At 64.5% G+C, this 17240-nt stretch carries 19 protein-coding genes; 10 read left to right on the forward strand and 9 right to left on the reverse strand.

The window, feature by feature from the left end:
• Positions 1 to 4: 4 nt before the first annotated feature.
• Positions 5 to 250, reverse strand: a complete 246-nt coding sequence (locus AM590_RS14530) for a hypothetical protein (protein ID WP_004972531.1) — start codon at positions 248 to 250, stop codon at positions 5 to 7.
• Between the two features lie 176 nt (positions 251 to 426).
• On the opposite strand from AM590_RS14530, the gene AM590_RS14535 reads away from it, so the two are divergent.
• Complete coding sequence (locus AM590_RS14535) at positions 427 to 2049, forward strand: long-chain-fatty-acid--CoA ligase (protein ID WP_058828095.1); 1623 nt, start codon at positions 427 to 429, stop codon at positions 2047 to 2049.
• Positions 2050 to 2139: 90 nt separating this feature from the next.
• Here AM590_RS14535 and AM590_RS14540 read toward each other — a convergent pair whose 3' ends face one another.
• Complete coding sequence (locus AM590_RS14540; protein ID WP_058828096.1) at positions 2140 to 2691, reverse strand: hypothetical protein; 552 nt, start codon at positions 2689 to 2691, stop codon at positions 2140 to 2142.
• Between the two features lie 565 nt (positions 2692 to 3256).
• On the opposite strand from AM590_RS14540, the gene AM590_RS14545 reads away from it, so the two are divergent.
• The 6 genes from AM590_RS14545 to AM590_RS14570 all read left to right on the forward strand — a co-directional run bounded on the left by AM590_RS14545 (position 3257) and on the right by AM590_RS14570 (position 9000).
• On the forward strand, positions 3257 to 4558 hold the full coding sequence (locus AM590_RS14545) for a substrate-binding protein (protein WP_394329099.1): 1302 nt from the start codon (positions 3257 to 3259) through the stop codon (positions 4556 to 4558).
• A 123-nt stretch (positions 4559 to 4681) separates the two neighbouring features.
• On the forward strand, positions 4682 to 5650 hold the full coding sequence (locus AM590_RS14550) for a branched-chain amino acid ABC transporter permease (RefSeq protein ID WP_058828097.1): 969 nt from the start codon (positions 4682 to 4684) through the stop codon (positions 5648 to 5650).
• Positions 5647 to 6828, forward strand: a complete 1182-nt coding sequence (locus AM590_RS14555) for a branched-chain amino acid ABC transporter permease (protein ID WP_058828098.1) — start codon at positions 5647 to 5649, stop codon at positions 6826 to 6828. The genes AM590_RS14550 and AM590_RS14555 overlap by 4 nt, the downstream gene beginning before the upstream one ends.
• A complete protein-coding gene (locus AM590_RS14560; protein WP_008092404.1) occupies positions 6825 to 7583 on the forward strand; it encodes an ABC transporter ATP-binding protein in 759 nt (252 codons plus the stop codon). The genes AM590_RS14555 and AM590_RS14560 overlap by 4 nt, the downstream gene beginning before the upstream one ends.
• Complete coding sequence (locus AM590_RS14565) at positions 7580 to 8323, forward strand: ABC transporter ATP-binding protein (RefSeq protein WP_058828099.1); 744 nt, start codon at positions 7580 to 7582, stop codon at positions 8321 to 8323. The genes AM590_RS14560 and AM590_RS14565 overlap by 4 nt, the downstream gene beginning before the upstream one ends.
• A 2-nt stretch (positions 8324 to 8325) precedes the next feature.
• Positions 8326 to 9000: a co-chaperone YbbN gene (locus AM590_RS14570; protein ID WP_058828100.1), complete on the forward strand. Its 675-nt coding sequence runs from the start codon at positions 8326 to 8328 to the stop codon at positions 8998 to 9000.
• Here the strand turns inward: AM590_RS14570 and AM590_RS14575 are convergent.
• From AM590_RS14575 to AM590_RS14600, 6 genes are all read right to left on the reverse strand, one after another.
• Positions 8997 to 9401: a universal stress protein gene (locus tag AM590_RS14575; protein ID WP_058828101.1), complete on the reverse strand. Its 405-nt coding sequence runs from the start codon at positions 9399 to 9401 to the stop codon at positions 8997 to 8999. The genes AM590_RS14570 and AM590_RS14575 overlap by 4 nt on opposite strands.
• 54 nt (positions 9402 to 9455) lie before the next feature.
• Positions 9456 to 9710, reverse strand: coding sequence for a hypothetical protein (locus AM590_RS14580; RefSeq protein ID WP_058828102.1), 255 nt, complete (start codon positions 9708 to 9710; stop codon positions 9456 to 9458).
• A 418-nt stretch (positions 9711 to 10128) separates the two neighbouring features.
• Positions 10129 to 11886, reverse strand: a complete 1758-nt coding sequence (locus tag AM590_RS14585; RefSeq protein WP_042666078.1) for a cbb3-type cytochrome c oxidase subunit I — start codon at positions 11884 to 11886, stop codon at positions 10129 to 10131.
• Between the two features lie 98 nt (positions 11887 to 11984).
• Positions 11985 to 12344: a DUF6684 family protein gene (locus tag AM590_RS14590; protein WP_058828103.1), complete on the reverse strand. Its 360-nt coding sequence runs from the start codon at positions 12342 to 12344 to the stop codon at positions 11985 to 11987.
• 103 nt (positions 12345 to 12447) lie between these two features.
• Positions 12448 to 12813 carry a hypothetical protein gene (locus AM590_RS14595; protein WP_058828104.1) on the reverse strand — a complete coding sequence of 122 codons (366 nt, stop codon included), beginning with the start codon at positions 12811 to 12813 and terminating at the stop codon, positions 12448 to 12450.
• A 45-nt stretch (positions 12814 to 12858) separates the two neighbouring features.
• Complete coding sequence (locus tag AM590_RS14600; RefSeq protein WP_008092415.1) at positions 12859 to 13062, reverse strand: hypothetical protein; 204 nt, start codon at positions 13060 to 13062, stop codon at positions 12859 to 12861.
• A 157-nt stretch (positions 13063 to 13219) separates the two neighbouring features.
• Between AM590_RS14600 and AM590_RS14605 the strand changes: the two genes are divergently transcribed.
• Positions 13220 to 14329 carry a GTP-binding protein gene (locus AM590_RS14605; protein WP_004971103.1) on the forward strand — a complete coding sequence of 370 codons (1110 nt, stop codon included), beginning with the start codon at positions 13220 to 13222 and terminating at the stop codon, positions 14327 to 14329.
• Positions 14326 to 14805, forward strand: a complete 480-nt coding sequence (locus AM590_RS14610; RefSeq protein WP_058828105.1) for a TIGR04206 family protein — start codon at positions 14326 to 14328, stop codon at positions 14803 to 14805. Before AM590_RS14605 ends, AM590_RS14610 begins: the two co-directional genes overlap by 4 nt.
• Before the next feature lie 7 nt (positions 14806 to 14812).
• Here AM590_RS14610 and AM590_RS14615 read toward each other — a convergent pair whose 3' ends face one another.
• Positions 14813 to 16255: an MATE family efflux transporter gene (locus AM590_RS14615; RefSeq protein ID WP_058828106.1), complete on the reverse strand. Its 1443-nt coding sequence runs from the start codon at positions 16253 to 16255 to the stop codon at positions 14813 to 14815.
• A 136-nt stretch (positions 16256 to 16391) separates the two neighbouring features.
• Here AM590_RS14615 and AM590_RS14620 point away from each other — a divergent pair, with 136 nt between their 5' ends.
• The gene (locus AM590_RS14620; RefSeq protein WP_058828107.1) at positions 16392 to 17171 is read left to right on the forward strand and encodes a VOC family protein; all 780 of its coding nucleotides are present in this window, start codon (positions 16392 to 16394) and stop codon (positions 17169 to 17171) included.
• Positions 17172 to 17240: the final 69 nt, after the last annotated feature.

Genomic DNA, 17240 nt, shown 5'->3' on the forward strand with positions numbered 1-17240 from the left:
CGTCCTATCGCGGCTTTTCTTCGACCCACGCCGACAGCGACGGCTCGTCGCGGAAATACAGCCGTTCCCGGACGCCGTCTCGTTCGACCACGGCGAGGAGGTGCTTCTCGGAGAGCCGAATCTCCTCGCCGCTGTAGGTACAGGGTTCGATTCGTTCGTCGCCCGGTCGCCACAGCCGGTGGGGGACGACGCGAACGATGGTCTCGTCTCGGCCCGTCGGCGAGCGCCCGGTGTAGTCTGAAAGCGCCATACGCGCGCTACGGACTCCTCGAATAAGGTATTTTCCTGCATAGTTTGTGTAGTAATATAGCCTCTCGCGGCTCGAGTCGTGGGATATTGTCTCTCTGTGCGTGAATTGTTATCAAGGGTTCGGGCCGCGGTACCAGCCCGCACATTTATTTCGAACGTTAGTGAAGGATAGCGCGTATGAAGAAACCACTCCTGGTGACGGAGTTCCTCGACCGCGCGCGGCGGTACTACGGGGACGAGGAGGCGGTCGTGGCGACGACGGGCGAGCGCTTCACCTATGACGAACTCGGCGAGCGCGCCGACGGCTTCTCGGCGGCGCTCCAGTCCCGCGGCGTCGAGAAGGGCGACCGGGTCGCGGTCCTCGACCCCAACACGCACTACCACCTCGAAGCCGCCTACGGATCGATGCAGTTGGGGGCCGTCCACATGCCGCTGAACTACCGACTCGTCCCGGCCGACTTCGAGTACATGCTGAACGACGCGGACGTGACGGCCGTCTACGCCGACTACGCCTTCGCCGAGAAGATAGACGAGGTCCGCGACGAGATTCCGACCGAAATCTTCGTCACGAACGACCCCGAGAAGGTCGCGGAGTCGACCGACGGCGAGTGGCTCGACTTCGACGAACTGGTCGCGGAATCGACCGACTACGAGCGCCCCGAGATGGACGAAGACGACATCATCACGATCAACTACACGTCGGGGACGACCGGCGACCCGAAGGGCGTCTGCCGCACTCACCGCGCCGAGACGATTCACGCCTATCTCATCTCGATGCACCAGGACATCGCGGACGACGACGTGTACCTCTGGACGCTCCCGATGTTCCACGTCAACGGCTGGGGCCACATCTACGCGATTACCGGCCACGGTGCGAAGCACGTCTGCACCCGCGGAGTGGAGGCGGAGGCCGTGTTGGACGCCATCCGCGACGAGGACGTATCGTATCTCTGCGCCGCGCCGACGGTGCTGAACATCCTGATGAAACACTACCGCGAGGAGGGCGGCGTCGAGACGACCGGCGCGAGCCCCGTCCGGGCGGCGACCGCCGGTGCGGCCCCGCCGGAGGCGACGATTCGGACCGTCGAAGACGAGTTCGGTTGGCGGCTCATGCACGTCTACGGGGCCACCGAGACCGGCCCGCTCATCACGACCTCGGAGGCCGGGCGCTACCTGGCGGACGGCGACGACCGCTTCGGCGTGAAGAAGAAACAGGGCATCGGCTACCTCGGCACCGACGTTCGCGTCGTCGACGAGGACGGCGACGACGTGCCGAGAGACGACCAGTCCGTCGGCGAAATCGTCGTCGCGGGCAATCAGGTGATGGAGAAGTACTGGAACAAACCCGAGGAGACGGAAGAGGCCTTCTCGGCGCGGCTGGAGGGCTACTACCACATGGGCGACCTCGCGGTCGTCGACGAGAACGGCTTCATCAGCATCCAGGACCGCAAGAAGGACATCATCATCTCCGGCGGCGAGAACATCTCCAGCATCGAACTGGAGGACACGCTGTTCGACCACGACGAGGTCGCCGACGTGGCGGTCATCCCCGTCCCGTCCGACGAGTGGGGCGAGTCGCCGAAGGCGTTCGTCGTGCCGACGAGCGGCGACCCCGACGCACCGGGCGTCACCGCCGAGGCGCTCATCGAGTTCTGTCGGGAGCGCATCGCGACGTACAAGGTGCCGAAGGAAATCGAGTTCGTCGCTGAACTCCCGAAGACGGCGACCGGGAAGATTCAGAAGTACGAACTGCGCGAGCGCGAGTGGGAAGACGAAGGGCGGATGGTCGGGGAAGGATAGGAACGACCGCGTTAAGCCCGTGTTTCTGCGGGTAGCGGGGTCTTAACCGCGGTCAGGGGGTCTGGTTTTCGTTCGAGGGCCGAGCGTGGTTCAGCGGTCGTCGCAGCCGCAGTCGAGGCCGAGCGAGGCCGGGTTGTTGTTGAACGCGTCGAGGGTGTCTTTGAGCTTCTCGCCGTCCATGTCGTTGGCGTACCAGCTCGTCTGCTTGCGACCGTTCTGCCATGACGAGGTGTGTTTGAGCCACGTGCCGGCCATGTTCTTGACTTGCTCGATGGTGTAGCCCTCGTAGTAGCCGTACTTGATTGTCGCGCTGGTGCACCCCGATTGGAGCGTCCGAAGGTTGAGGACAGCAGCGATGTAGTGCTTCAGCATTATCTTCGCCTTGTCTCCCTTCGGCGGGTCGAGTAGAATCCCCCGCCAGTATTCGTTCGATTTCGTTTTACCCGCGATTGTCAGTTCTGTTCCGGGCCACGTTTCTGGGTGGTTCGCCCAGTAGCCGGGCGTCTTGGGACAATCGATGGTCGCGGCCACGGAGCCGGAAACCGCGGGGATGCCGATACCGATGCCGATCGCCGACATCGCGCCGAGTCGGAGCACGGAGCGTCTTGTCGGTTTGAATCCGTCGTTCGTGTCGTTTGTCATAGTAGTGCCACGGGCGTGGCTGAAGCGTTATTTGCGCTTTCCCGGGTTAGTTATAAATCCGACATTCTGGATGGGGATAACTTAACGTCTCTCGGTCTCCCGTCCGAATCGCGTTGAAACGGGTGAATTCGGGAATATATATCTAGTATTCTGATAGTTGTGAGCCGACCGTGTCGTCCCGCTCACGCGGTCGTCGCTACGGGGAGATGGGTACGACGCGCTCTTCGACGAGACGAGTCGCACGGACGGCTCGACACACTCGGCGCCCGAACGCGGCGAACGAACACGGCGAGTCGGTCCGACACCGGCGTGTATTTTGCGTCTATGACACGTTCCGCCGCGGGGGGGCTCGCCTTCGAGTCTCACCGACACTCGTGCCCCGACAGACACCTTATATTATGATGCAGACAGAGCAATTACATAATGATTGATAATACCAGTAATAGGGAATCCATACATAACTATTATTAACGATGTATCCGCCGATGTGTCTATGGCACGGGATAACAAGTCTCTAAATCGACGAGACGTGCTGAAGGCGACTGGTGCTGTTGGGACCGCTGGCTTGGCAGGGCTGGCGGGGTGCACCGGCGGCGGCGGTGATGACAGCGGCGGTGGAGGTGGTGGCGGCGGAGACGACGAGTATCCGGCACTGGGCAACTTCCCCATCGAGGGCGACACGGCCACGTTCGGGTTCAACGTCCCGCAGTCGGGACCGTACGCCTCGGAAGGTGAAGACGAACTTCGGGCCTATCAGCTCGCGGTGAAGCACCTCAACGAGGGCGGCGGCTGGGTCGACTCGCAGTTCGACGACCTCTCCGGTGACGGCGTCCTCGGCTACACCATCGACCACGTGGACGGGGACACGGCCACGGACGCCGACCAGGCGCGGCAGTCCGCCTCGGGGATGATTCAGCGTGACGACGCCATCATGATTTCCGGCGGGTCGTCCTCGGCGGTCGCCATCGCGGTGCAGGGGCTGTGTCAAAACGAGAAGGTCATGTTCATGTGCTGTCTGACGCACTCGAACGACACCACCGGAAAGGACTGCGTCCGCTACTCCTTCCGCGAGATGTTCAACGCCTACATGACGGGGCAGGCGCTCGCACCGGTCGTCCGCGACGCCTACGGCGAAGACCTGCAGTTCTACCAGCTCTACGCCGACTACAGTTGGGGGCAGACCCAGCAGGCGTCGATGGAGCAGTTCATGACGGACGTCGCCGGGTGGGAGCAGATCGAGTCGGTCGCGACACCGCTCGGAACGTCCGACTACTCGACGTACCTCTCGGAGGCACAGAGCTCCGGTGCGGACGTGCTCATCTTGAACCACTACGGCCTCGACGGCGCGAACTCCATGCAGCAGGCCATCGACGCCGGCATCGACGAGGACATGGAAATCCTCGTTCCGCTGTACAACCGCCCGATGGCAGAGGCGGCGGGCGGTGCGATAGAGGGCATCTACGGTACCGTTGCGTGGGACTCGCAGATAGACAACACGCCGTCCCAGGAGTTCACGCAGGCGTTCCGAGACGAGTACGACCGGACGCCATCGGGGCCCGCTCAACTGGCGTACGCACAGACGCTCCAGTACGCGGCCGCCGTCGAGCGCGCGGGAACGTTCTACCCGCCGGAGGTCATCAGACAGCTCGAAGACTACGAGTACGACAACATCGGGATGGGCGCGGAGACGATGCGCGGCTGTGACCACCAGGCGCAGCGAGACGTGCCGGTCGTCCAGGGCCTTCCCGCCTCCGAGCAGAGCGAGGGGACGTACTTCAACATCGTCAACATCACCAGCCGCGACGACCTCGGCTACGCGTGCGACGCCGGGCCGGCGGCCGAGTGTGAACTCGGATCCTACGAGTAGACACTCACCCCACCGTTATCTTAATGAAAGTTAATCGCAGACAACCACGCACACGTAAATGAGTAAGTTTAGCACACCCATGGTAGTTCGCGCTTCGAACATCCGAGGCGGAGGTGGGGGGCGATGAGCCTTCTGTCGGACGTGCTCGTCATCCTGCTCAACGGGCTGCAGCAGGGGGCTATCTACGTCCTCTTGGCGGTCGGTCTCTCCATCATAGTCGGCACGCTCAAGTTCGTCAACTTCGCGCACGGCGCGCTGTATCTCGTCGGCACGTACGCGGGACTGTTCGTCGCGCTGAACGTCCCACTTTCGAACGGGAAGCTCGCCGAGTGGGGCTTTTCGAGTTTCGGGCTCGACATCGGCTTCTTCGCCGCCCTGATTTTCGTCCCGCTTTTCGTCTTCGGGGTCGGCCTGTTGATGGAGCGGTACCTCGCGCGGGCGTTCTACGACCGCCCCGACACCGACCAGATTCTCGTCACGTTCGGCCTCGCAATCGTCGTTCAGGAGCTGTTCCGCGTCCTGTTCGGCAGCAACAGTCTGCCGTTCGAACAGCCCGAGCGAATCCTCTCGTTCGGCTCGTTCGCCGGCCTGCCCGTCTCCGGCCCGATTGCCCTACCCATCGTCGGCAACTTCCCGCAGTGGCGGCTCTGGGTCATCGGCATCACGGCCGTCCTCGTGGCGCTCGTGTACCTGCTCGTCGAGTACACCGACTTCGGTCTCGTCGTTCGCGCCGGGACCCGCGACGCCGAGATGGTCCGACTCCTAGGCATCAAAATCACCCGTCCGTACATCGTCGTCTTCGGCATCGGCGCGGCGCTCGCCGGGGTGGCGGGCGTCGTCGGCGGCCCGCTGAACGTCGTTAACCCGACCATCGGGACGAACATCCTCGTCCCGGCGTTCCTGACGGTCGTCATCGGCGGGGTCGGAAGCATCGCCGGCGCGGTCCTCGGCGGCATCGTCTTCGGCCTCACGACCGCCGCGCTCGTCTCCTTCGCACCCGCGTGGTCGCAGGTCGGCCTGTACGCCATCGCGGCCATCGTCCTCCTGACGCGGCCGCAGGGTCTCCTCGGTGACGAAGAGGTGACGCCATGAGCGAGAAGGACGCCAACCCGAGCGCGAAGGACGCGCTCGTCGGCGGCACCCTCTTCGGTCGCTGGGAGAAACTCCGCGGCCGCGAGGGGACGGTCGTCGGTATCACGGCCATTCTCGTCGCGGTGTTCCCGTACCTCTTTGCCCGCGCACCCGTCGTCTCGGGGTTCCTGCAGGGCTACCAGAGCCTCGCGACGCTCATCCTCATCTGGGGCATCTTCGCCATCGGCTTCGACCTGCTGCTCGGCTACACCGGACTGCTCTCGTTCGGCCACGCGGCCTTCTGGGGCGGTGCGGCGTACGCCGCGGGCATCGTCGCCAAGAACGTCAGCGGCGACCCCATCGTGATGGTCGTCTCGGGAACGCTGTTCGCCGTGCTCCTCGCGTGGGTGCTCGGCTTCCTGTCGCTCCGCCGCGGCGGCATCTACTTCTCCATCCTCACGCTGGCGTTCGCCCAGATGTTCTACTACATGGCCGCGTCGCCCCTGGCGTTCCTGACCAACGGCGAAAACGGGCTGACCGGCGTCGAGGTCGGCAGTTTCCTCGGCGTCATCCACCTCGAAGCGGACGTGCCGTCCATCGGCGGGATGCTTCTCGGAACGTGGCTCTACGCCTTCGTCGGCGTCTTCTTCGTCGGTGCGGTCGCGGTCGCCTACCGCATCCTCAACTCCCCGTACGGGATGGTGTTCCGCGCCATCCGCGAGAACGAACAGCGCGCGGAGTTCGTCGGACTCAACGTCTGGCGGTACAAGCTCATGGCGTTCATCATCTCGGGCGGGTTCGCGGGCGTCGCCGGGAGCCTCTTTACCATCCACGGTGCGTACGTCCCGCTCCAGTCGCTGTTCTGGACGGAGTCGGGCGACATCGTCGTCATGACCGTCCTCGGTGGCGCGGGCTCGATGTTCGGACCGGTCCTCGGCGTGGGGCTCTACCTCTACATCGAGAACATCGTCAGCACCATCCAGGCGCTGACGATTCCCTTCACGGGCATCGTGCTCGTCCGGGACTTCGGGTTCTACTGGCACCTGCTCTTGGGCGTCGTCTTCGTCGTGGTCGTCTGGGTCGTCCCGGACGGCCTGTGGGGCATCCTGAACCGGCTCCGCGAACTCGCGGTCGACCTCGGTTCGAAGGCGGCGAAGCGACTTCGTGCACGCTCCGAGAACGGAGGTGGCGGCCAATGACGCTCCTCGAAACGGAGAATCTCGTCAAGGAGTTCGGCGGCCTCGTCGCGACCGACGACGTGAATCTCACCGTCGAGGAGGACGAGCGCGTCTCCATCATCGGCCCGAACGGTGCGGGGAAATCGACGCTCATCAACCTCATCACGCGACGGCTCGACCCGACCAGCGGCGACATCCGGTTCAAAGGTGAGTCCATCGTCGGCCTCGAACCGCATCAGGTGGTCCAACGCGGCGTCTCGAAGTCGTTCCAGACCGCCTCTATCTTCCCCGACCTCACGGTCCGGGAGAACGCCGAAATCGCGGCGTTGGCGGCCGAACGCGGCGCGTTCGGCTTCGAGTTCCTGAAGCACCGCGACAGCCTCACCGACGTACACGGCGTCGCCCGCGACACGCTCGACTCGGTCGGGCTGTTGGATCGCGCGGACACTATCGCGACTGACCTTCCCTACGGCGACAAGCGTCGCCTCGAAATCGGTATCGCACTCGCGAGCGAGCCCGACCTGCTCCTCATGGACGAACCGACCGCCGGCATGTCTCCCGAAGAGACGAAGTCGACGGTCGACCTCATCGAGCGGGTCAAACGCGACCACGGGCTCACGTTCGTCCTCGTCGAACACGACATGGAAATCGTCTTCAGCATCTCAGACCGCATCGTCGTCCTCAGCCGCGGCGGCATCATCGCCGAGGGGACTCCCGACGAGATTCGGGGCAACGAAGCCGTCCAAGAGGCGTATCTCGGAGGTGTCGAGCTATGAGCCTCCTCGAAATCGACGGTATCGACGCCTACTACGGCGAGAGCCACATCATTCGTAACCTCTCGATGAGCGTCGAGGAGGGCGAGATATGCGCGCTCCTCGGCCGCAACGGCGCGGGCAAGACCACCACGCTCCGGTGTATCGCCGGCGCGACCCCGCCCGACGTTCGGGAGGGGCATATCCGATTCAAGGACAACGACATCACGGGCGTCCCGGCGGAAGACGTGTCGGTACAGGGTATCTCTCTCGTCCCCGAGGAGCGACGCATCTTCCCGAACCTCTCGGTCGCCGAGAACCTCCACCTCGCCGAGGTGGTCAACAACAAGTCGAACACGTGGGGTCGGTCGCTGTCGTTCGGCCACAAGGGGATGACGACCGAGGAGGTCTACGACCAGTTCCCCCGGCTGGACGAGCGGAAAGACCAGCGCGCGGGGACGCTCTCGGGCGGCGAACAGCAGATGCTCGCCATCGCGCGCGCCCTGAAGCAGAACACGGACCTGCTGCTCCTCGACGAGCCGTACGAGGGGCTCGCGCCGAAGATTATCGAGGACGTGGAGGACGCGGTCGAGCGCATCAGCGAGGCGGGCACGACCATCCTCCTCGTCGAGCAGAACGCCGCGGCGGCCATCAAACTCGCCGACCGCGCGTACGTCATCGACCAGGGGAGCATCGTCTTCGACGGAAGCGCCGACGAACTCCGCGAGGACGACGAGACCCGCGAGCGGTATCTGGGGGTCTGACCGTGGCCGCGACCCACGCCGACCCCGAGACGGCGCTCGAAACGCTCATCGCCGCCGGCGCGGTCGACGAAGCACCCGACGGGACGCTCTCGACAACGGCGGAGTTCGAGAAGACGCTCGCCGTCTACCACGACATCTACGGTGCGGTTTCGACCGAGGAGTTCCACCAGACGGTCTCGGACCTCTTCGGTGTCGCGCCCGAGAACGTCGAAGAGCGACTCGACGAGTTCGGCGTCACCAGGTCCGACGTGGTCGCCTACCTCGCGGCGAAGTCGTTCCTCGATGCGCCGGTCGAACAGGACTTGCTGTTGGTCATGGCGGGCCTGCTCGTCGAGATGACCTCGTCGTCGCCGGTTCCGACCGCGCTCGACGAACTCGACGACGACACCTTCGAATCGTACCTCGCAGACCACCCGGACGCCGTCGTTCTCGTGTGGCGGCGCTTCTGCGAGCCCTGTGACGCGATGAAGGAGGACCTCGACGCTATCCTCGACCGCGTTCCCGACGGGGTCGCGACCGCGGGTGTCGACGGCGAAGTGGCCGACGAGTTCTGTCGGTCCTTCGGCGTCGAGTCGGCGCCGACGCTCCTGTGTGTGCGCGACGGCGAACTGCGAGAACGGGTGTCCGGCCGCCAGACCCCAGCGGAGGTCGCGGCCGTCATCGACCGGGTTTACTAGCTTTTCCGCTTCGTCGAACCCGTCACCATGACGGGGCGGTCGGAGTTCAGAATCACCGTCTGCGTGACGCTCCCAAACAGCGCCTTCCCCGCCGGCGAGCGCTTCCGACCGGCGGTGACGATGAGGTCCGCGTCCTCCTCGTCGGCGAACTCGATGATGACCTCCGCGGGGTCGCCCGACGACTCGTTGACGTCGTACTCGATACCGCGGTCTTCGAGGAACTCGCCGGCCTCTCGGACCGAGTGAATCTGCGTCGCCGACGCGCCGCTCGGGTTGTCGGTGAAGCTGTGGACGAGCGTGACCTCCTTCTCGTCGGGCTCGCCGGGGAGATTCGCGACCTCTTCGACGCACGCGAGCGCGTGTTCCGCGTCGTCATCGATACCGATTACCACGTGATACATACTATCACGTCCCAGTCGCCGGTCTTAGTATTTGTGCTGAACGTTCGTGCCAAATCAGGCGTCGTCGTCGAGTCCGGCCGAGACATAGACCACGAGCACGAGCGGGATGCCGAGGACGAGCGCGATGGTCAGCGCGCCGTAGGCCGCGAAGCCGAGGGGCGTCGGCGGAAACGGCACCAGAAAGAGGAACTGAGGCGCGCTGAGGCCCGAGACGAACGTGCCCGTGAGGTAGCCCGCGGCCCCGGCGACGGCGACGAGGGCGGCGTACAGTCCGAGGACGAAGCGGTGACCGCCGACGTTCGAACTCACGGTCCACGTTCGGGGGCGGACGCTGTTAGGGGTTTCCGTTCGCCGCGTCGGCGTCGCCCGCGTCCACGTACCGATGCACCTTTTGCCGCACGCGCCAAGGGTGAGCTATGTCGGATACCGATATCCTCGGACTCGTCCTCGGGGCCATCGCGATACTGATGTTCGCGACGGGCGTCCTCCTCGTCGTCTGAGCTCCCGCCGCTTTTCCGCGTCGCCGCCGCCGAGAGCGACCGCTTCTCCCAAGTCGTGACCACCGTCGCCCGCGAGCGGCGGCGCTGACGGGGTCGTGAACGTCGCGCGAGAGGGACCGGCAGTTACGGCGAGCGCGGACGCACGGACAGTCGGCGTCGCCGGGCGCGTTCGCTCTCGAAACACAGCGTCCGAAAAATGAAACCGAAACGCCGGCGAGCGGCGTCGACTACGCGTCGTCAGCGGATTCCGCGTCCGCGTCGTCGACCGTCTGCCCGCCGTCGGTGGCGAGTTCGGTCTCGTCTTCGCCGCCGTCGGTGACGGCCGTCTCCAGTTTGCGCTCGAACCAGGTCCACTCGGCCGTGACGAGGTCGTCGTCGGCGAGGTCCCACGGGTCGCCGTCCTGGACTTCGCGGCCTTCGAGCCACGACTGGACGAAGTTCCAGACGAAGATGATCTGGCCGACGAGCAGGATGAGCGCGCCGACCGTGGCGACCTGGTGGAGCGTCGCGAACTGCGGCAGGTAGGTCGCGTAGCGACGCGGCATGCCACCGTAGCCGAGCAGAATCATCGCGAAGAACGTCAGGTTCGTCCCGACCATCGAGAGCCAGAAGTGCCACTTACCGAGTGTGACCTGGTACATCCGGCCGGTGTAGATGGGGAACCAGTAGTAGAGTCCGGCGAAACCGGCGAAGGCGATGGCTCCCATGACGATGTAGTGGAAGTGTCCGACGACGTAGTAGGTGTCGTGGAGCACGAGGTCCACCGGAATCGACGCGAGGAAGACGCCCGTCACGCCGCCGATGATGAAGTTCGAGACGAAGCCGATACAGAACAGCATCGGCGTCGTGAGGCGAATCTTCCCGTTCCACATCGTCGTGATCCAGTTGAACGTCTTGACCGCGCTCGGTATCGCGATAGCCAGCGAGACGGCCATGAACGAGGCGCGAAGCCGGGGGTCGATACCCGTCGCGAACATGTGGTGCGCCCAGACGCCGAACGAGAGGACGCCGATGGCGAGCGTGGAGTAGACGACGAACTTGAACCCGAAGAGCCGACGGCCCGCGAAGCGCGGGAGCACGAGGCTCACGATACCCATCGGGGGCAACACGAGGATGTACACTTCGGGGTGGCCGAAGAACCAAAACAGGTGCTGCCAGAGAATCGCGCCGCCGTCGACCGAGAAGAACATCGTGCCGAAGTTCCGGTCGAGAAGCAGCATCACGATGGCGCTGCCGAGAAGCGGGAACGCGAAGAGGATGAGCCCCGACTGGGTCAGAATCGTCCACGAGAAGATGTCGAGGTTCGCCCACGAGACCTTCTCGTTACGCTCCGTGAAGATGGTCGCGATGAAGTTGATCGCACCCATCGTGGCCGAGACACCGGAGAGGTGCAGGCCGAGGAGCATCAGGTCGACGCCGGCGTTCATCTGGTTGCCGGAGCCGACACCGGCGGAAAGCGGCGTGTACATCGTCCAGGCCGTCTGCGCCGGGATGACGTCCGGGATGGGGAAGAACCCGGCCCAGATGAGCAGCGCCGCCGGCGGCAGGAGCCAGAAGGCGATGGCGTTGATACGCGGGAACGCCATATCGTCCGCGCCGATGAGAAGCGGGATAAAGTAGTTCGAGAACGCGGCGATGATGGGCGTCCCGAACAGGAACAGCATCGTAATCCCGTGGCTTGTGAGCAACGAGTTGTAGAACGTGTTCGAGATAAGCGTCATCGACGGGTCGGCCAGTTCAATCCGCATCAGGACGACCATGAGACCCCCCACGGCGAACGCGACGAGCGCGTATGCGCCGTAGAGCATCCCGATGTCCTTGTGGTCGACCGTCGTCAACCAACGGATGACCCCGGATGGTTTCTCCTCCGAGACGTACTGCTCTGCGGTACCACCGACCGTGCCTCCGCCCGCGAGCGGAGTGTACGACCGCCAGTCTTCGACCCGCGCGAGCCACGCGGCGACGGCGATGAGGAAGACCCCCATGAGCACCGTCAGTGCTAACTGTCCGTTAACCTCCATGGAAGTGCCTGAGTAGTGCAGGGTAATGAAAGATTCGGGACTGCCCTGCGATTCGAGGTGCTTTAAGCCGTCTCGTCCGCGGCTTCGACAGCGTCGTCATCCGTCGATTCTTCGAGTTCGGCCGCTCCCTCGCTCTCTTCTTCGTGAAGCGGCTTCGCGCCGGGAACGGTCGCCTGTCCGGGCGCGTAGACAGTGCCTTCCTTCTCGGAGCCCGCGATGGCCTTCCCCGAGAGGTAGGTGAGCGCGGCGAGGAGTACGAACGGCGCGATGAGGAGCGTGTACTGGAGCCCCGACGTGAGCGATTCGAACCCAAACGGATTGACGAAGGTGAAAGCCACCACGAAAAACAGGATGATGGCCAGCGGAACCATGTTGACCGTGAGGTCGAGGATGGTCTCCTTGTCGAACGTCTTGGTTGCCATATCGAGACACTCGGGGACGCCGTTCAAATAGATTGTTGGTTTCTCGTCCGTCCGGGGTGGGTTGGGACGGCCGCGCGGTCGTCCGCAGGGTCGTCCGCGGCGGTCAGAAGGTCTGTCGCTGCTCGCGGACGAACAGTTCGAAGACGATGCCGCCGACCGCCAGCAGAATCGCGGCCGCGATGACCGCGTAGCCGCGGGTGACGAGGGCGATGTCGGTGAACGCGAGTCCCGCGCCGAACGCGAGGAAGATGACCGCAAGCGCGGTGACTGCGCGAATCGTCGAGGTGACGTAGCCGGACTCCTTGAGGATGCCGACGACGCTCCCGCCGAACAGGAGCAGTCCGCCGACGGCGAGTGGAAACAGGCCAAACAACAGACCCAACTCGGAGATGGGTATCCCGAGCGCGATGAACACGGGCCACGGACTGGCCGTGCGGTACTGGTCGGAGAGTCCCGGCGCTTCGTCCATACCCGTCCGTTGGACTGTGTGGTAACAAGCCCTTCGGAACCGAGACTAGCGCAGGGAGATGCCCTGCCGAGCGAGGAAGTCGCTGACCGCACGAATCTCGACTGGGCTCCCGATGATTCGGCACGTGCCGCCGTCCTTTCGGTGGACCGAGACGATGAACTCCGCTTCGAGGTCGTCGCGCACGCTCTCCAAGAGGTCGCAGGGGAGCACGATTTGCGTGCTGTCGCGGAGCGTCCGGGGGTCGGGCATCGGTGTTCATCGGGCGGTCGAAGGGGTCGTGTATAACCGTGCCGAAACTCGTCTCTCCGCGCACGCGAGACCGCCGCGATATCCGACGCGTCGGCGAGGCGGAATCTGCCGCGCGGAAGGAAAGGGTTTTTCGACGGACGCGGCGGAACTGTTGACGATGGGACTGGAGGAGGAGATCGAAGATATCCGCGAGGAGATATCTAACACGCCGTACAACAAGTCGACCGAGGCGCACATCGGTCGGCTGAAGGCGAAACTCGCGGAACTGAAAGAGAAACTCGAAAACCAGAGCTCGGCCGGCGGCGGCCAAGGGTACGCCGTCGAGAAGACCGGCGACGCTACCGTCGCGCTCGTCGGCTTCCCCAGCGTCGGCAAATCGACGCTCATCAACGCGCTCACCAACGCCGACAGCGAGACGGGCGAGTACGAGTTCACGACGCTCAACGTGAACCCGGGGATGCTGAAATACAAGGGTGCGAACATCCAGATACTCGACGTGCCGGGCCTCATCGAAGGGGCCGCGGGCGGGCGCGGCGGCGGGAAGGAAGTCCTCTCGGTCGTCCGCACCGCCGACCTCGTTGTGTTCATGCTCTCGGTGTTCGAGATAGAGCGCTACGAGCGACTGCAACGGGAACTCTACAACAACAAGATTCGGCTCGACACGTCGCCGCCGAACCTCTCTATCAACAAGAAGGGCAAAGGCGGCATCAACGTGACCAAAAGCGACAGCGTCGACCTCGAAGAGGAGACTATCAAGGGCATCCTCCGCGAGCACGGCTTCGTCAACGCCGAAGTGACCCTCCGCGGCGAGACGACCATCGACGAACTCGTCGACGGCATCATGAAAAACCGCGTCTATCTGCCCTCTATCGTCGCCGTCAACAAGGCCGACCTCATCGACAAGGACTACCTTCCGACCGTCGAGGAGAACCTCCGCGAGGTCGGTCTCGACCCCGACGAGGTCACGTTCATCAGCGCCGAAGCCGAGAAGGGACTCGACGCGCTCAAAGAGGAGATTTGGGACGCCCTCGGACTCATCCGCATCTACATGGACAAACCCGGCCGCGGCGTCGACTACGACGAACCGCTCGTCCTCCGCGAGGGCGACACCATCGACGACGCCATCCACGAACTCGGTGCCAAACTCGACGAGCGGTTCCGGTTCGCCCGCGTCTCCGGCCCGAGCGCGAAACACGACGACCAGCAGGTCGGCCGCGACCACGTCCTCGCAGACGAGGACGTGCTTCGAATTATCGCCCAGCGGTGACGACCGACTCGGCGGCTCGGTCGGCTTCGCGGTCGCCCGCGCGCCGACGCCTCCAGCTATTCCTCGTCTTCGTCCTCGGTCTCGTTCCGTGGTCCGTCCAGACGTTCACGACCGGAGCCCTCACGCTCCTGTTCCCGTGGGGGATCGTCGGCCCCTCGACCGGGAGCGTGACGACCATCACCGACTTCTTCCTTCGGTTTACGATGGGGCTTCCGGACTACATCCTCGTGTGGCCGGTCGGCGTCGCCTGTTATCTCGTCGCGCTCGGAAGCACGCTCTCGGGCGCGCTGTTCGACCGCGAGGACGTTCGACTCACCGCGGCCGGGCTCGCGCTCGCCGGCGTGACTCAGTTAGAGGTCGCCCGCGGCTTTTCGATCCAACCCGGTCGAACCGCGTGGCCGGTCGGTACCGTTCTCCTGTGGGCCGTGGCAGGATTCATACATTGGTCACGCGTGGGCGGGCGCGACCCCCGGTGACGCCGCTTCAGTCGTCCGCGGCCGTCTTGGGGCGGTAGTTTCTGCTGACGGCCTTCCACGTCCCGGTCTTGAAGCGGTAGTAGTTCAGCGCCGCCGGAATCGTCGTCTCGGCGAGGAACGCCAGATAGAGTCCGGTGAGCCCCAGCGAAGTGACGGAGCCGATGTAGGTGAGTGGAATCGACCCGAGGAACATCCCGACGAACTGGCTGCCGAACGTCCAGCGGGTGTCGCCGCTGGCGTCGAGCGGACCCGCGGAGCCGCCGGAGACGCCCTGTAAGATGACGGCGATACAGGCAACGTAGACAAGGTCGATGGCGATGGGGACCGCCGGGTCCGCCGGGTTGTCCACGAACCCGAGGACGATAGGGCGGGCGAATATCGCCACGAGCGCCGCCGAGACGAGGTACGTGGCGACGGCGAACCGAATGACTTCGTTGCCGTAGACCTCGGCGGTCTGTTCGTCGTCTTTGCCGAGCGCCTGCCCAACGAGACTCGACGACGCTAGCCCGAAGCCCCAGCCGGGGGTGTTCATCAGGCCCCAGATGCGGCGGGCGATGACGAACGCCGCGACCACGTCGGGCCCGAAGCTGTCGAGGATAGCGAGCATCGGGAACTCGGCGACGGTCCAGACGAGTCCGCGACCCATCACGGGCAGTCCGATTTTCACGAGGTCGATGAGCGTCCCGGGGTCGACGAACGACCCGAACGGATCGATGGTGACGGGGAACGCCCCGACGCCGGGGAGCGACCCCCGCGACAGGCCGACCGCGAACGCGCCGGCGACGACGACGTTCGAGAGGACCGTTCCGAGCGCCGCGCCCTCGACGCCCATGTCGAGGCCGAAGATGAGCACCGCGTTGAGGACGATGTTGATGACCGCGCCGCTCGCTCGGAGCGTCATCGCGGTGTACGCGTCGTCGGTGCCGACGAGGACGCGGCTTCCGATGAGGTTCAGGCCGGCGAAGGGGACGCCGAGACCGACGATTCGGAGGTACGCCGCCCCGAGTTCGATGGCCCCTTGATCGCTGCTCAGCACGGAGATGAGCTCGGTGGGGAACAGCCAGAAGACGGCCGTGACGGGGAGCGTGGCGACGACAGTTAAGAGCGCGCTCGACCGCACCGCGAGTCCTAACTGGTCTATCGCGTCCGCGCCGAAGCGCTGGGAGACGAGTGCGATGGTTCCCCCCGCGATACCGCCACCGAGTGCGAAGGCGAGCCCCCAGTACGGCCCGGCGAACCCGACGCCGGTGATGGCGACGGTCCCCGAGGCGATCCCCACCATCGCCACGTCGACGGCGTTCTTCGACATCCGGGCGATGCCGGTGACGACGCGGGGCCACGAGAGGTCGGCGATACGGACGGCGCGCTCACGGTCCAGGAGACCGAGCCGGGCGAGCGCGAGCCCGATGCCGAGGATGAGGAGGCGAACGGGGTTGGAGACCGGAGACACTGCTGAATCGTAACTTCGGGGAGTACTTATGCACCTCGCAACGGACCGAAAAGTTCCGGTAGACGGCGTGTGGCAACCATCGACGGTGGGTTCCGCGTTCGGTACGTTTTTCGCCGACGCGACACATCACTCGGGTATGTCCGGAACCCTCGACCACGTGATGATTCGCGTCGAAGACCTCGAGGAGTCGCTCGACTGGTACACGACCCATCTCGGCTACGAGGAGAAGGGTCGCTGGGAGGCCGACACGTTCACCAACGTCTACCTCGGCCCCGAGGACCTCCACGAGGAGGGCGCGGTCCTCGAACTCACCTACAACCACGGCGACCACACCTACGAGATGGGCGACGCGTGGGGCCACATCGCGGTCCGCGTCCCCGAGGACGAACTCGAATCCTCCTACCAGCAGCTCATGGACGAGGGCGTCGAGGACTACCGCGACCCCGAGTCCTGCGGCGGCCGCTACGCGTTCGTCAAGGATCCCGACGGCCACGAAGTCGAAATCGTCAAGCGCGACCACGGCGCGAAGTGGAGCCTCGACCACACGATGATTCGCGTCGAGGACGCCGACGAGGCGCTCGGCTTCTGGACCCGTAAGTTCGGCTACGAACACACCGGCCGCTGGGAGTCCGACACCTTCGCGAACTACTTCATGAAGCCCGAGGGCGCGGCCGAAGAGGCGATGGCCGTCGAACTCACCTACAACTACGACGGCCGGAGCTACGAGATGGGCGACGCGTGGGGCCACCTCGCAGTCAGCGCCGACGACCTCCACGACTACTGGGAGACGCTCATGGAGCGCGAGGCCGAGGACTACCGCGACCCCGAGTCCTGCGACGACATGTTTGCGTTCACGAAGGACCCCGACGGCCACGAAATTGAGGTCATCCCTTCCGACTTCGAGTCACCGGAATAACATATAGTATTTTCAACATCGGTCTTTTCTTGTCTTTTAATTGAACGTTCGTCTTGTAAGACATTCTCG

This window comes from Haloferax sp. Q22 (assembly GCF_001482285.1).
Lineage (GTDB): Archaea > Halobacteriota > Halobacteria > Halobacteriales > Haloferacaceae > Haloferax.